The sequence below is a fragment of the Streptococcus sp. ELY_86 genome, assembly GCF_058314495.1.
Genome location: NZ_JBZFUK010000001.1, coordinates 313,046 through 326,319, shown reverse-complemented (window position 1 = coordinate 326,319; position 13,274 = coordinate 313,046). Strand labels below are relative to the sequence as shown.

Sequence of the window (13,274 nt, the reverse complement as noted above, 5' to 3'; positions counted from 1 at the left end):
GATGAGATATTTCACAGCTGGGGAGTCACATGGTCCCCGTCTGACAGCTATTATTGAAGGGGTGCCGGCAGGCCTTCCCTTGACGGCTGACTATATCAATGCTGAATTAAAGCGGCGTCAGGGCGGCTATGGCCGCGGCGGCCGCATGAAAATTGAATCCGATCAGGTAGAGATTACCTCAGGCGTTCGCCATGGTTTGACAATGGGCAGTCCGATTACGCTTAATGTTAGCAATCGGGACTTTAAAAACTGGACGGAAGTCATGAGTGCTGCCGATATTGAAGACAAGAAAAAATCAATTCGGAAATTGACCAAACCCCGTCCGGGGCATGCCGATTTAGTTGGCGGTATGAAGTATCGTTTTTCTGATCTGCGTAACAGTTTGGAACGCTCCAGCGCACGTGAAACAACCATGCGTGTTGCGGTAGGAGCAGTAGCCAAGCGCCTTTTGGAAGAGCTTGGCATGGATGTTGCCAGTCATGTGGTCGTTTTTGGCGGCATTGAAATAGATGTTCCTGAAAATCTGACAGTAGCTGAGATCAAGGAACGCTCCCGCCAATCAGAAGTTTCTATTGTCAATCAGGAGCGTGAGCAGGAAATCAAAGATTATATTGACCGAATTAAAAAAGAAGGCAATACAATCGGCGGTGTTATTGAGACTGTTGTTGGCGGTGTTCCGGTTGGTCTGGGATCTTATGTCCAGTGGGATCGAAAGCTCGATGCTAAGATTGCTCAAGGAGTTGTTTCCATCAATGCTTTTAAGGGTGTTGAATTCGGTCTGGGCTTTAAAGATGGCTATCTCAAAGGGAGCGATGTCATGGATGAGATTATTTGGTCCAAAGAAGATGGTTATACGCGCAAATCCAATAATCTCGGCGGTTTTGAAGGCGGTATGACCAATGGACAGCCTATTGTTGTTCGCGGTGTCATGAAGCCAATTCCAACACTGTACAAGCCGCTGATGAGTGTTGATACTGAGACGCATGAGCCCTATAAGGCCAGTGTAGAGCGCTCCGATCCGACAGCTGTTCCTGCTGCCGCAGTAGTCATGGAAAGTGTGGTTGCAACGGTGCTTGCAACCGAGGTATTGGATAAATTCTCGTCTGACAATATGGAAGAATTACAGGAAGCTGTAGAGCGCCATAAGCAGTTTGTCAAAGACTTTTAAAGATTTTGAGGAATTCTTATTTGCATTAACAAAAAGGTTTGTCAAAAGTGAGCAGCATTGATTTAGTTCGGAGAAGCGATGGAAGGAAAAACAATTTATATTGCAGGCTTAGGGCTCATCGGAGGTTCTCTTGCTTTAGGGATCAAGCGCGGACATCCCGATTATAAAGTTATTGGCTACAATCGTTCTGACCAGTCACGAGACATTGCTCTTGAACGCGGAATCGTAGAAGAGGCAACTGCCGATTTCAGGGAATTTGCGCCTTTGGCAGATGTTATTATTTTAGCAGTGCCTATTAAAAAAACAATTGATTTCATCAAAATGTTGGCAGACTTAGATTTAAAAGACAATGTTATTATTACAGATGCCGGTTCTACCAAATTTGAAATTGTCAAAGCAGCAGAGCAATATCTTAAGGACAAACCAGTACAATTTGCAGGCAGCCATCCTATGGCGGGAAGCCACAAATCAGGAGCTGTTGCAGCAGATGTTAATCTTTTTGAAAATGCCTATTATATCTTTTCGCCGTCAAGTCTGACTAAAACCGGTACAATACCTGCTTTGCAGGATCTCTTATCCGGCCTGCATGCCAGATATATTGAAATTGATGCAGCAGAACATGATCTGGTCACCGGTCAAATCAGCCACTTTCCCCATATTATTGCTTCAAGTCTTATGGAACAGGCGGGCGATTTTGCCGAAAGTCATGAAATGACCAAACATTTTGCTGCGGGCGGTTTTCGCGACATGACACGGATTGCTGAAAGTGAACCCGGTATGTGGACGAGTATTCTGCTAACAAATCCTGAGGCCGTTTTAGACCGTATTGAAAATTTCAAGCAGCGCCTGGACAGGATTTCCGATTTGATTAAAGCCAAAGATGAAAATGCCATTTGGGAATTCTTTGATCGGGGCCGGCAAATTCGTAAAAATATGGAAATTCACAAACGTGCCGGTGTTGACAGCTTTTATGATATTTATGTAGATGTTCCGGATAAAGAAAATGTTATTTTGGAAATTTTGGAACTGCTGAGAGGAACATCGTTAGTTAATATCCGCATCAATGAAGAAAATCGGGAAGATATCAATGGTATCCTGCAAATTTCGTTCAAGAATGAGCGTGATCTGAAGCGTGCTCAGGAATTGATTAGTAAAAATACTGCTTATCGTGTCTATCTAGATTAAATAATTGAACACGGGCTAAAATCCTAGTAAAAAAGATAAACGTCCCTGTGTCTTAGCGACACAGTGTCCGCTTCCTATTTTTATACGGATTTCTTAACGCTCTTAGTATCTTGATAATTGAACACGAGCTGCGAGCTGTGTCAAAAAGACAGCTTCTCCTAGCGTCCTGTGACGCTTCGTCGAACCTTCTATTTTGCCTTTGCTCGCTGACGCTCTTAGTATCTTAGTTAAAGGAGAAACTATGGCAGAAAATATCTATGATTTAGCAAATGAAATGGAGCGCAGTATTCGTGCTCTGCCTGAGTATCAAGCGATTGTTCAGGCAAAAGCTAAGATTGACGGAGATGAGGAAGCTAAAAGACTGTGGTCTGAATTTACGGAATTTCAACAGAAGATCCAAGGTCTCATTCAAACAGGACAGGCGCCTACTCCTGAAATTCAAGAGGAAATGCAGCGTTTTGGTCAAAAGATTGAAGCTAATCCGCTGTTAAAAGACTATGCTTCAGCTCAGCAAGCTCTGGGCGTTTACCTCAATGATATTGAACGCATTATTTTTCAGCCCCTTCGGGATGTGATTGAACAAGATAATTAACTGTCAGATGTTTGCAAGAACTTCTGTGTTAAAAATGCTAAGCTTGTTTAGCATTCACCGGTAAATTCATGCAAACCACAGGGCAGTGTGTCCCAATGAATTTCTGCCGGAAAAAGAGCTAAATTTTTTAGAATGAAGCTGCTGTTTTTAATAACTTATCAGACAAAAACCCCGTCAGATACGTCATCTGACGGGGTTTTTGTGTGTATTTTTACAGGATGCTCTTTTATTCTCAGACTGCAGGCTGAAAAGAAGGTTTTTTAAATCGATAAATTCATGATTTCTGACTGTGTGGCGATAAAATCAATAAAATTTTTTAAGTCGGCATGCAATTCTTTGCCTTTATGATAGGCCGCATAATAGATCCGGCGATTTTCTAACGACTTAATAGGAATAACATCGATATCATCGAAATCCTTTAAAAAATCAGCTTTGGGGGCGATAGCAATTCCGAACTGCTGGGCGACTAAGCCAACAACGGTTTCATCTTCACTGACTTCAAAAGCGATTTCAGGCCGTTTGCCTGTTTCTGAAAAAACCTGATCCAATACAGGACGCATTCCGCTGCGCTTTGAAAACCAAACTTGGGGATATTCCAAGGTATCTTCAACCCTCACCTGCTCTTTAGCTGACAGAGGGTGGCCTTTAGGAACAATGAGTACAAGGTCTTGGGTGAAGATAGGAATAAAGGAGACAGAAGAAAAACTTTCAATTTTAGAACAAAAGGCTAAATCATACTGATCATTCTGGATTCCTTCCAGCATATCTGCTGACATGCCGCTGTCATTGTGAAAGTCAAATTCTGATTGTGTATCAGGGTGCTGTTCAATGAAGGTGCGAACAAGATTGGGAACAGCTTTTCGGCCCAGAATACGCAGCAGTGTAAGGTTAATACGATGCTGCTTCTGATGGGTCTGCTGCAATTGCTTAACACCTGTATCTAAGAGATTAAGAGAGGTTGTGACGACTTTGTAAAAATCTTTTCCTGCATCTGTCAAGACGACATTGCGCCCTTTTTTTACAAAAAGAGAAACGTTGACCTCATTTTCCAAGGCAGCAATAGCATGGCTCAGCGTTGGCTGGGTGATATGCAGCTGCTTTGCAGCATCGGTATAATGCTCCAAATCGGCTAGAGTCAGGAAGTAGCGTAAGTGTTGAAGATTCATCTGTCTACCTGTGCCTGCTTTTTTGTTTATTATAGCACAAAATTATTAAAAAAATCTATGAATTGCTGAAGAAAGATTCATTAGTATTTGCTTTTAATTCATTGTATAATCAATGTGATAAGTGAAAAAATTAACAATATAGGAGGAAAAAGTAATGTCTAACCTTTCACCAATTACAATCAGTTCATGGACTCTTGGCGATCAGTGCCAATTTGAAGACCGTGTAAAAGCAGCCAAAGATGCAGGTTACGAAGGTATCGGACTTCGTGCAGAAACCTATGTCGATGCTTTGAATGAAGGACTGACCGACCAAGATATTCTAGCTATTCTGGACAAATATGATATCAAAGTGACCGAAGTAGAGTATATCGTTCAATGGGCTGAAGAACACCGTTCCTATGAACAAAAATACAAAGAGCAAATGTGTTTTCATATGTGTGATTTGTTCAACGTCGGTCATATTAACTGTGGGCTGATGGAAAACTATTCGGTAGAATATACGGCTCAAAAATTGAAAGAACTGTGCGCGCGTGCGGGCAAATATATTATCGGAGTAGAGCCCATGCCCTACAGCGGTCTTGCGACCTTTGACAAGGCCTATGAGGTTGTCAAAGCATCCGGTGCTGACAATGCCATGCTCATTCTTGATACCTGGCATTGGGTGCGTGCAGATCAGCCTTACCGCGCTTTGACAGCAGATGAAGCTGCTAAAATCATTTCAATTCAAATCAATGATGCTTATGAGCGTCCCTATGCCGATGCCATTTTGCGGGATGAATCGATGCATGACCGCTTAGCTCCGGGAACAGGAGCTAAGGATACTGCCGGCTTTGTCCGAATGATTAAAGAAGCAGGTATCTCACCAAAAGTAATTGGTGTGGAAGTCATTTCAGATGCCATTTTAAGCCGGGGTCTTGCTGAGGCCAGCAGATTTACATTTGAAAATGCGGTTAAGGTTCTTAAAGAAGCTTGGCCGGAAGTGTTAACAGAAAATTAAAAAGAATAAAGGAGAAAAGCTATGTCAGACAAATGGTTAGGACTTGAAGGAAAAACAGCAGCAGTTACTGGAGCTGTCGGCGGTATGGGAAAAACAATTGTTCAAGAATTTACAAAACAAGGCACCAATGTTGTCTTATTAGACATTCGTGAGCAAGAGCTGAAGGATTATGCCGACGAAATCGCTAAAGAATACGGCGTCAAAACCCTGGCAGTGCCTGCTGATTCAACCAAGGAAACAGATGTAGACAGTGCCGTTGCAAAAGCAGTTGAAACGTTTGGCTCAGTTGATATCCTTGTCAACACAGCTGCCATGCTCCGTGCCTGTCCTTTGGAGGATCTTCCTTTAGAAGAATGGCGTCAAACGGTTGATATCAACCTAACAGGCTATTTTCTGGTATCACAGCGTTTTGGCCGTCAAATGATTAAACAAGGCCACGGTAATATGGTGCATATTTCAACAATTGCTTCTGTATTTCCGGAAACCTATTCAGCAGCTTACAGTTCAACAAAAGCCGGTGTCAATATGATGTCACGTCAAATGGCAGCAGAATGGGGACAGTTTGGTGTCCGTTCAAACTGTATTCAGCCATGTTTTGTCAAAACCCCTTTGTCAGAACCTTTTTATGCTGATCCCGAGGTGGAAAACGGGCGCAAGGCTTTGACAGCCAATAAACGTATCGGCAATACCATGGATATTGCCAATGCGGTGCTCTTTCTTGCAAGTGACCGCTCAGACTATACAAATGGCCATGAGCTCCGTGTTGAGGGCGGTTTTGGTATTATGATGGGAGATCAGACGCCAAAACCGGGCGGCCGCCGTGAATATGCGGTTAAAGAGCACAATGCCTATTTGGAACGTTTAAAAGGAAATCACTAATTTGTCTTAAGGAGCTTATACCGACATGTTTAAAAATAACAAATTTAATTTCTCTGCTGTCATGCTTTGGTTTACCTATTTCTGCCACGGCATGCAGGCCATTATTATCTCCCAAAACACAGAATATTTTGCAGATAAATGGGGCATTACCACAGCAGCTGTTTTGGGTGTTGTTGCCTGGGTTGGTATTGGTAAAATTACCTTTTTGATTTTTTCTGGTTCTTTATCGGATAAAATCGGGCGTAAACCGGTCGTTTTGGCAGGTCTGGTCGGTTATGTCATCATGTTTGCTTCGCTTTTGATTGCCAATAATGTACTGGAAGCTAACATTTTAGCATTCATCGGCGGTGCCATGACTTCTTTGTACGATGGTTCCGTTAATCCGGCTCTCTTTGAGATGTACCCGGAGAACAAATCAACTGCCTCTGTTTTGTCCAAAGCATTTATCTCTACCTCATCTATTCTCTATCCATTATTTGTTGCTTTTTTGGCAACAAACAAACTGGCTCCTGAGCTTGCCATTATTTTGCCGCTTGCTGTCAGCGCTCTTGTTTTGATAGGTGTCATTTTTGCACCGTTTCCGGACCGTGAGCTGCAAAAATCTGAAAAGCTGAGCCCGGCACAAGCCATTAAAGAGTTAGAAAAACGCCAGGATACTGCTAAAACAGCTGCAGAAACAAAAACTCAAAGTTCAGGAAAAGTCAAACCCAAATTTGCCATTGACGGCGTTGTTTTATCGCTTTTTGCCCTCACTATTTATTCCAATTTCTATCTGTTCCAGCAAGTTTCAAAAATTTATGCTAAAAACATTATTCACATGAGTGAAAGCGCCGCTGCTTCTGTGACTTCTCTTTACCAGCTGGGCGGTCTGGTTGCAACTATCGTATTTTCACTCATTATGGCACGCGGTATTCGTGATATGGCCATCTTAATCATTGCACCAATCTTTGCCGGTCTTGCAGGCTTGGCGGTCTATTTTGTGCCGACACCGACTGTTTTGACCCTTGCGGGGATTGTTGTCGGTTTCTGTGCAGCCGGCGGCCTTCTTCAGATGGGGAATGCTGTTCTCAATCAGTTCTTTGATACGAATAAGGGACGCAATACCTCCATTTATTATTTTGTGATGGCGCTGGGTTCTTATATTGTACCTGCAGCAGCCGGCGGATTATTGCAGGAAGTCAACGGTTCATTTCCAAATGCACCGATTATCTTATTGATTATTGCTGTTACCGGCTTTCTTTCATCTGCTTTGATGATTTATATTGGCTGGCGGTATAAACAAATTTTTGGTCAATCCGTATTTTCCAATGCCAATAAAAACTGAATCCGGTGCAATCGGAATTTGCCGGACTTTGGTCTTAGTCTCTTAGAAATGTTATAATAATTGTAATTTAGAAAGAAGGATTTTATCATGACAGAACGTATTTCAGGTCACACACTTCTCGTCAGCTTAATTGCTACCCCCATTCGCCATTCCTTATCACCTAAAATGCACAATGAGGCCTATGCTAAATTGGGCTTGGATTATGCTTATTTGGCCTTTGAGGTTGGCACTGAAGAGCTGAAGGATGCCGTTCAAGGGATTCGTGCTTTAGGTATTCGAGGATCCAATGTTTCTATGCCAAATAAACAAGCCATTATACCTTATCTGGATGAACTGTCTCCTGCGGCTGAATTGGTCGGTGCTGTTAATACGGTAGTCAATAAAGACGGCAAAGGCCATCTTGTCGGTCATTGTACGGACGGTACAGGCTGCGTGCGTGCCCTTGCAGAAGAAGGGGTGGACGTTAAGGATCAGGTCATTACCCTGACCGGTGCAGGCGGTGCCGGAACGGCCATTGCCATTCAGTTAGCCTTGGATGGTGCCAAGGAAATCCGTATCTTCAATCGTAAGGATGACTTTTATGCCAATGCTGAGTTAACTGTAGAAAAAATCAATACGCGGACAGATTCCCATGCGACGCTGACAGACTTGGCTGATCAGGAAGCTTTTAAGAAGTCCATTGCAGAATCCAGTATTTACATTGATGCAACAGGTGCCGGTATGAAGCCTCAAGAAGATGTATCATTGATCAATGATCCCCAGGTTATTCGGTCTGATCTTGCTGTTTTTGATGTGGTCTATGCACCGCTTGAAACCAAACTTTTAAAATTTGCCAAAGAACACGGTGCCAAAAAGGCTATCAACGGTATTGGCATGATGCTCTATCAAGGTGCAGAAGCCTTCAAGCTGTTTACCGGCGAAGATATGCCGGTTGACTACATTCACGATTTGCTTTTTAATGAAGAATAGTCCTTGATGACTGTTAAAGGAATAAGCGGCAGCTGTTAAGGAGAAACACATTCTTCTCACAAAAAAGCGAGGGGAATGCCTCTCGCTTTTTTAGTCAAAGAAAAGTAGGATCATGAGATAGAAAAGGAGAATTTATGACTAAAGCTAACGTGATTCGTCAAGCTAGTGAACTGCCATACATTAAGGCCGGTCCATTTAAAATACGCTTTCCCTTTATTCACTACAAAATAGAAAAAGTAGAATTCATTCAGGGGCTGATTGTTGGAGCAACCGCCCTGTCTGCCATTCCTTATATTACAGATTATCTGGAGCTTCCTTATGAGCTGGCCTACAGCATGGTCATTTTGGAGACCAGTCTGTACATTCTCCATGGAACCTTGGGCGATCCTGTGGTGCCCGGCTGGATTACGGCGACGCTTCCGTTGACCTTAACCTACCTGACAAAGTATGATGCCGGTGCCGATCGTATTAGAGCAATGATTGCCCTGCAGCTGTTGGTGGCGGCTCTGTTTATCTTTATGAGTCTTACTAAACTGGCCACACGATTTGTTCATTTGGTACCCAGCGGTATGAAAGCAGGCATTTTGCTGGCAACCCCGATTTCAGTCCTGCAGACTCAGCTGGGTGAAAAGGGAGGCTTTAAACAATATCCCATATCGCTTATAGCAGGCTTTGGATTGCTGATTATCCTGTCTTATTCAGCTTGGTATAAAAAACTGAGAGCTAAAAATCGTTTGCTTGATTTTATAGCCAGTTACGGCAATCTTTTTCCCTATCTTTTTGCTATGCTGGTCGGTGTTTTGATTTCTGAATTGCCGCTGCCGACATTTGAATTGGGAACTGTTTTAAAAGTTCCTGATTTTCAGAGGATTCTCAGTCAGGTCAGTGTCTTTGCAGTCGGCTTTCCTAAAATCCATTATTTTGCAGATGCGCTGCCTCTGGCTTTAGTCAGTTATGTTATTGCTTTTGGAGATTTTGTCACCACAGAATCATTGGTTGAAGATGCCCGCGAATCAAGAAATGACGAATACATCGATTTTGATTCAAACCGTTCAAACCTGATTATCGGCATTCGAAATACCATTCTTGCTCTTGTGGCACCTTTTCCGCCTCTGTCCGGTCCTCTCTGGGCTGGGATGACGGTATCTATCAGCCAGCGCTACAAGGAAGGAAAGGCCGCTATGGACAGTTTGATCGGCGGTATGACTTCTTTCCGTTTGGCGACCTTGCTTTGTGTGCTTCTTATTCCCATCACAAGTTTTATGCGGCCTATTTATTCTGTCGGAGGTGCCATAACCCTTCTTTTTCAAGCCATTGTCTGCGCCAAGATTGGCATGGAATACTGTGAAGACGAGACCGATAAGATGATTGCCGGTTTTATGGCAGCAGTGCTGGCATTTGCAGGGTCAGGTATCGGCTTGCTGACAGGGATTATTTTAACTCTGGTTTTAAAAGATGTTTTTGCTAAGAATAACTGAGTTGACTGCATTGGGAGTTAACCATAAAAATTCATGACTAAATTGCTTAGTTATGGATTTTTTATTGATAGAAAAAATTTTAAAACCGAAAGAAATTTTTCATCAAAAACTATGTGAAAACGTTCTCAAAGTATGGTAAAATAAAAACAAGTATCACACGTTAAGAAATCGTGAAAGAAAGGGGTTAAATCATGGAGATTAAACCATTTCCAGGTTATGAGGACCATCTGTTCAGCAATCTTGCTGAACAAAGTGAAGAAGTCAAACGCCGTAAGGCAGCACAGACTGAAGCCATGCTTGCTTATAAACTGCCGGAAGGTATGACAATGGAGGATCGTTTCATTCCGACTGAGGAAGGCAAGCAGGAACTGAAAATTCGCATTTTTACTCCAGCTGATTTTTCTGAAAAAGCTCCGATGATTTTGGATATTCATGGCGGTGCTTTTGTTGCGGGCAGTGTGGATATTGACAATGCCCGCTGTATTGCAATTGCCCGGCGTGTGCCTGCTATTGTCGTTTCTGTTGAGTATCGTTTGGCAGGAGCTGACGGCGTCAGCTTTCCGATGCCGCTGGAGGACTGCCATGCAGCCTACATGTATTTGCACGACCATGCTGAAGAACTGGGCGGTGATCCTGAAAGAATCGGGCTTCACGGATCAAGCGCAGGAGCAACTATTGCAGAGGGACTTGCCCTTTATCTCCGTGACCGAAATGAACTGCAGCCTGCTCTGACTGTTCTCAACTGTCCGGCTCCGAGTTTGGCTTTGGAGGAAAGCCGCTCTTATCACCAGTTCTATCAGCTGCGCATGGGTCCGGCTAATAAGGCACTTGGAGCTGAACCGGCCTATCTTGGCGGTTACAATGGCAAGACACCGTCTTACTATGCTTTTCCGGCTTATGCTCCTGATTTAGGAGGCCTTAAGGCACATATGGTTATTGTCGGAGAATACGACACCTTGCGTGATACCGGCCTTGATTATGCTCAGCGCCTTTTACGAACCGGCGTCCCTTGTGAAATTTATCAGGCTCCGCGTTTAGGACACTGCTATACTTCGGCATCGCATCCATTTACTGATTTTACTCATGATATGATGGCTTGGTCCTTCAAACGTGAATTTGGAATGTTGGATAATTTGATTAAAAAATAAATGCGTTAAAGAGATAGGAGAAAGATATGAGTCCAGCTATACTTGCCATTATTATGTTGGCAATTGTTGTCACTTTTATTCTTTGGAATAAAGTCCCTTTGAATTTTGTCATGTTTGTTGTTCCGGTTGTTTTCAGTTTTTTTGATGGGCTATGACTTGAAACAAACCAGTGATTTTATTATAAACCAGATTAATGTTGTAATGACCCAGTCCGGCTACATGCTTCTATTTGGGCTGATTTATTTTGGTATGCTGACAGAGTCGGGTCTGTTTGATACGATGATAAACGGTGTCATGAAAATTATCGGCAATCGGATCAATGTCATCGGCGTTATGATTTTGACAACTGTTTTAAGTGCCATTGCCTATTTGACAGCACAGATGTCCACGACCTACCTTGTCGTTTTTCCCATTGTTATTCCGTTTTTCAAGAAATTTAAGATGGATCGTAATTTTGCCTTTATCATCTGTCAGACCGCTATCGGAGCCATGTGCTGGCTGCCATGGGGAATCGGTTTGGTCATGTCAGCAACCATGGCCAATACTCATGCTGAGACCCTTGCCGTTGCTTCTATCCCTTGGGGGCTGTGCTTTATCCCGGCTATTATCCTGCAGTACATCTATTTTGCACGCAAACATAAAAAAGAGCATGGAACATTTGGACTGCCTGCAGATGCACAAGGCGATGCCACACATAAAATTGAAGAGCGGGAAAATGCCAGACCAAAATTATTTTGGATCAATATGCTGATCTTTTTGATTGTTATTGCTGCTTTGGCTGTCTTTAAAGTGCCGTCTTATTTGGTCTTTATCATGGCTTCAGTCGTTACTGCCCTAATCAACTATCCAAAGGATTTTGGGGCTATTTGGAATAAGCAGTCAGCGATGTTCTTCAATGTGTTAATTATGCTCATTGCGATTTGTTTTTATTTGGCTGTCTTTAATGCCAAGGATGCATCACACGCATCAATGGTAGAAAGTCTTGCTAAATTATTGGAAGCACATTTCCCAAGATTCTTGATGCGCTACATCCATATCATTTTCCTTCTGCTCTGTGTGCCGATTATCTATTTTGTTCCTTATCAGCTGTATAATGCGCTTTATCCGCTCTTTATCTCAATCGGTGCTTCCTTTGGTTTGTCTCCGATTGCCATCATCGCGCCTTTCGTATGTAATCTGGCTTTGGCAACGTCGGTGACACCGATGAATTCATCTACCTATGTCGGGGCAACGCTTTGCGAAGTTGAAGCAGAACCATTTACCAAAAAGGCTGCCCCTATCATGTTTGTCACTAACGCAGTTGTCGTAGCAGTGGCTGCTGTATTTGGTGTCTTACACTTTTAACAAAAAGAATTCATGTTGACATGAATTCTTTTTGTTATGCAGGATTAATCAGTTTGGTCCTGCAGATGTGCAGCAAGCAGCTGCTTGGCAAATGTTTTGAATGCTGTTTGAATTGGCGGATAAAAATCCGATTTATTATAAGCAATATAAATCATACGTTCATCCAGTGCATCAGTAATTTTAATCTTTTTAACAGGGTAAGCATCTATGCTGATAATATTTGGGATAATGGCAATGCCGAAATGATGGGCAACAAATCCCAGCACACTCTGATCATCCTCCAGCTCGATTTTTATGCGGGGCTGCAGTCCTAATTTTTTAAAAGACTGATCAAGATAGGGCCTAAGGCCGCTGTGCTTGTTATAGTAGACATAATCATAAGCGATGGTATCAGCCAGGGAGATGCTGTCGTATACTGCTAAAGGGTGGTCTTCCGGCACAATAATGACCTGTTCTTCGACCATTAAGGGTTCAAAGTGGATTTGACTGAAATGATCAATCTTAGAAACAATGGCACAGTCCAAGTCTTCTCTGCTCAGGGCCTGCAGCAAATTATGGGAGTTGTTTTGCTCCAACTGAAACTGAACCTGGGGGTACTTCTGCAGAAACTGACTGATGAGATCAGGGGCAGTATTTGATCCAAAAGTGTAGATAAAACCAACAGAAAGTTTTCCCTGATGCGGATGGATTTCGGCCTGCAGCATATCGTAGGCTTGTTTGATGGTGCGGAGAGATTCTTTGGCAGAAGTGTAAAAGATACGTCCGTAGCGTGTTAATTTAATGTTTCTGCCGTCTTTTTTAAAGAGCGGCAGCCCCAGTTCTCTTTCCAGCTCTGCAATCATGTAAGAAAGGTTTGGCTGTGACGTGTTCAGCTCTTTTGCTGTCTTTGTCATATGTTCGCTTTCGGCAAGAGCAACAAAATACTCTAAATGCTGGATATTCATCATGGTCACCTCAGAATTATTATAGCAAGTTTTGCTAAAATTATAAAGATTTTTTATTGATTTAATAAAATATATCTATT

The 13,274-nt window shown here is 42.8% G+C and carries 13 protein-coding genes; 11 read left to right on the top strand and 2 right to left on the bottom strand.

From position 1 onward, the window contains the following. The first annotated feature begins 1 nt into the window (after nucleotide 1). The 3 genes from aroC (at nucleotide 2) to AC4HAN_RS01515 (ending at nucleotide 2,945) form a co-directional block, all read left to right on the top strand. Nucleotides 2-1,168 carry a chorismate synthase gene (gene aroC / locus AC4HAN_RS01525; protein ID WP_491090746.1) on the top strand — a complete coding sequence of 389 codons (1,167 nt, stop codon included), beginning with the start codon at nucleotides 2-4 and terminating at the stop codon, nucleotides 1,166-1,168. A gap of 78 nt (nucleotides 1,169-1,246) precedes the next feature. After that, nucleotides 1,247-2,353 carry a prephenate dehydrogenase gene (locus tag AC4HAN_RS01520; RefSeq protein WP_491090744.1) on the top strand — a complete coding sequence of 369 codons (1,107 nt, stop codon included), beginning with the start codon at nucleotides 1,247-1,249 and terminating at the stop codon, nucleotides 2,351-2,353. Between the two features lie 241 nt (nucleotides 2,354-2,594). Further along, the gene (locus AC4HAN_RS01515; RefSeq protein ID WP_491090742.1) at nucleotides 2,595-2,945 is read left to right on the top strand and encodes a YlbF/YmcA family competence regulator; all 351 of its coding nucleotides are present in this window, start codon (nucleotides 2,595-2,597) and stop codon (nucleotides 2,943-2,945) included. A gap of 260 nt (nucleotides 2,946-3,205) precedes the next feature. Here AC4HAN_RS01515 and AC4HAN_RS01510 read toward each other — a convergent pair whose 3' ends face one another. Further along, nucleotides 3,206-4,111, bottom strand: coding sequence for a LysR family transcriptional regulator (locus AC4HAN_RS01510; RefSeq protein WP_491090740.1), 906 nt, complete (start codon nucleotides 4,109-4,111; stop codon nucleotides 3,206-3,208). 154 nt (nucleotides 4,112-4,265) lie between these two features. On the opposite strand from AC4HAN_RS01510, the gene AC4HAN_RS01505 reads away from it, so the two are divergent. The 8 genes from AC4HAN_RS01505 (at nucleotide 4,266) to AC4HAN_RS01470 (ending at nucleotide 12,250) form a co-directional block, all read left to right on the top strand. Further along, the gene (locus tag AC4HAN_RS01505; RefSeq protein WP_491090739.1) at nucleotides 4,266-5,108 is read left to right on the top strand and encodes a sugar phosphate isomerase/epimerase family protein; all 843 of its coding nucleotides are present in this window, start codon (nucleotides 4,266-4,268) and stop codon (nucleotides 5,106-5,108) included. Between the two features lie 21 nt (nucleotides 5,109-5,129). Next, a complete protein-coding gene (locus AC4HAN_RS01500) occupies nucleotides 5,130-5,987 on the top strand; it encodes an SDR family NAD(P)-dependent oxidoreductase (protein WP_491090737.1) in 858 nt (285 codons plus the stop codon). Between the two features lie 25 nt (nucleotides 5,988-6,012). Further along, nucleotides 6,013-7,311 (top strand): MFS transporter, encoded by a 1,299-nt coding sequence (locus AC4HAN_RS01495; RefSeq protein ID WP_491090735.1) that lies wholly within the window; start codon nucleotides 6,013-6,015, stop codon nucleotides 7,309-7,311. A gap of 87 nt (nucleotides 7,312-7,398) precedes the next feature. Beyond that, nucleotides 7,399-8,280 carry a shikimate dehydrogenase gene (locus AC4HAN_RS01490; RefSeq protein WP_491090733.1) on the top strand — a complete coding sequence of 294 codons (882 nt, stop codon included), beginning with the start codon at nucleotides 7,399-7,401 and terminating at the stop codon, nucleotides 8,278-8,280. A 134-nt stretch (nucleotides 8,281-8,414) separates the two neighbouring features. Beyond that, entirely contained in the window at nucleotides 8,415-9,758 is a 1,344-nt protein-coding gene (locus tag AC4HAN_RS01485; RefSeq protein ID WP_491090731.1) for a hypothetical protein, read from the top strand. A 191-nt stretch (nucleotides 9,759-9,949) separates the two neighbouring features. Continuing rightward, nucleotides 9,950-10,906 carry an alpha/beta hydrolase gene (locus tag AC4HAN_RS01480; protein ID WP_491090729.1) on the top strand — a complete coding sequence of 319 codons (957 nt, stop codon included), beginning with the start codon at nucleotides 9,950-9,952 and terminating at the stop codon, nucleotides 10,904-10,906. 26 nt (nucleotides 10,907-10,932) lie between these two features. After that, nucleotides 10,933-11,061 (top strand): hypothetical protein, encoded by a 129-nt coding sequence (locus AC4HAN_RS01475; protein ID WP_491090727.1) that lies wholly within the window; start codon nucleotides 10,933-10,935, stop codon nucleotides 11,059-11,061. Then, nucleotides 11,051-12,250 carry an SLC13 family permease gene (locus AC4HAN_RS01470; RefSeq protein WP_491090725.1) on the top strand — a complete coding sequence of 400 codons (1,200 nt, stop codon included), beginning with the start codon at nucleotides 11,051-11,053 and terminating at the stop codon, nucleotides 12,248-12,250. Before AC4HAN_RS01475 ends, AC4HAN_RS01470 begins: the two co-directional genes overlap by 11 nt. A 44-nt stretch (nucleotides 12,251-12,294) precedes the next feature. Here AC4HAN_RS01470 and AC4HAN_RS01465 read toward each other — a convergent pair whose 3' ends face one another. Further along, nucleotides 12,295-13,194 carry a LysR family transcriptional regulator gene (locus AC4HAN_RS01465; RefSeq protein WP_491091114.1) on the bottom strand — a complete coding sequence of 300 codons (900 nt, stop codon included), beginning with the start codon at nucleotides 13,192-13,194 and terminating at the stop codon, nucleotides 12,295-12,297. Between the last annotated feature and the right edge of the window lie 80 nt (nucleotides 13,195-13,274).

Coding starts and splice junctions, on each gene's coding strand:
- aroC (WP_491090746.1), top strand. CDS start 2: ATGAGATATTTCACAGCTGGGGAGTCACATGGTCCCCGTCTGACAGCT.
- AC4HAN_RS01520 (WP_491090744.1), top strand. CDS start 1,247: ATGGAAGGAAAAACAATTTATATTGCAGGCTTAGGGCTCATCGGAGGT.
- AC4HAN_RS01515 (WP_491090742.1), top strand. CDS start 2,595: ATGGCAGAAAATATCTATGATTTAGCAAATGAAATGGAGCGCAGTATT.
- AC4HAN_RS01510 (WP_491090740.1), bottom strand. CDS start 4,111: ATGAATCTTCAACACTTACGCTACTTCCTGACTCTAGCCGATTTGGAG.
- AC4HAN_RS01505 (WP_491090739.1), top strand. CDS start 4,266: ATGTCTAACCTTTCACCAATTACAATCAGTTCATGGACTCTTGGCGAT.
- AC4HAN_RS01500 (WP_491090737.1), top strand. CDS start 5,130: ATGTCAGACAAATGGTTAGGACTTGAAGGAAAAACAGCAGCAGTTACT.
- AC4HAN_RS01495 (WP_491090735.1), top strand. CDS start 6,013: ATGTTTAAAAATAACAAATTTAATTTCTCTGCTGTCATGCTTTGGTTT.
- AC4HAN_RS01490 (WP_491090733.1), top strand. CDS start 7,399: ATGACAGAACGTATTTCAGGTCACACACTTCTCGTCAGCTTAATTGCT.
- AC4HAN_RS01485 (WP_491090731.1), top strand. CDS start 8,415: ATGACTAAAGCTAACGTGATTCGTCAAGCTAGTGAACTGCCATACATT.
- AC4HAN_RS01480 (WP_491090729.1), top strand. CDS start 9,950: ATGGAGATTAAACCATTTCCAGGTTATGAGGACCATCTGTTCAGCAAT.
- AC4HAN_RS01475 (WP_491090727.1), top strand. CDS start 10,933: ATGAGTCCAGCTATACTTGCCATTATTATGTTGGCAATTGTTGTCACT.
- AC4HAN_RS01470 (WP_491090725.1), top strand. CDS start 11,051: ATGGGCTATGACTTGAAACAAACCAGTGATTTTATTATAAACCAGATT.
- AC4HAN_RS01465 (WP_491091114.1), bottom strand. CDS start 13,194: ATGAATATCCAGCATTTAGAGTATTTTGTTGCTCTTGCCGAAAGCGAA.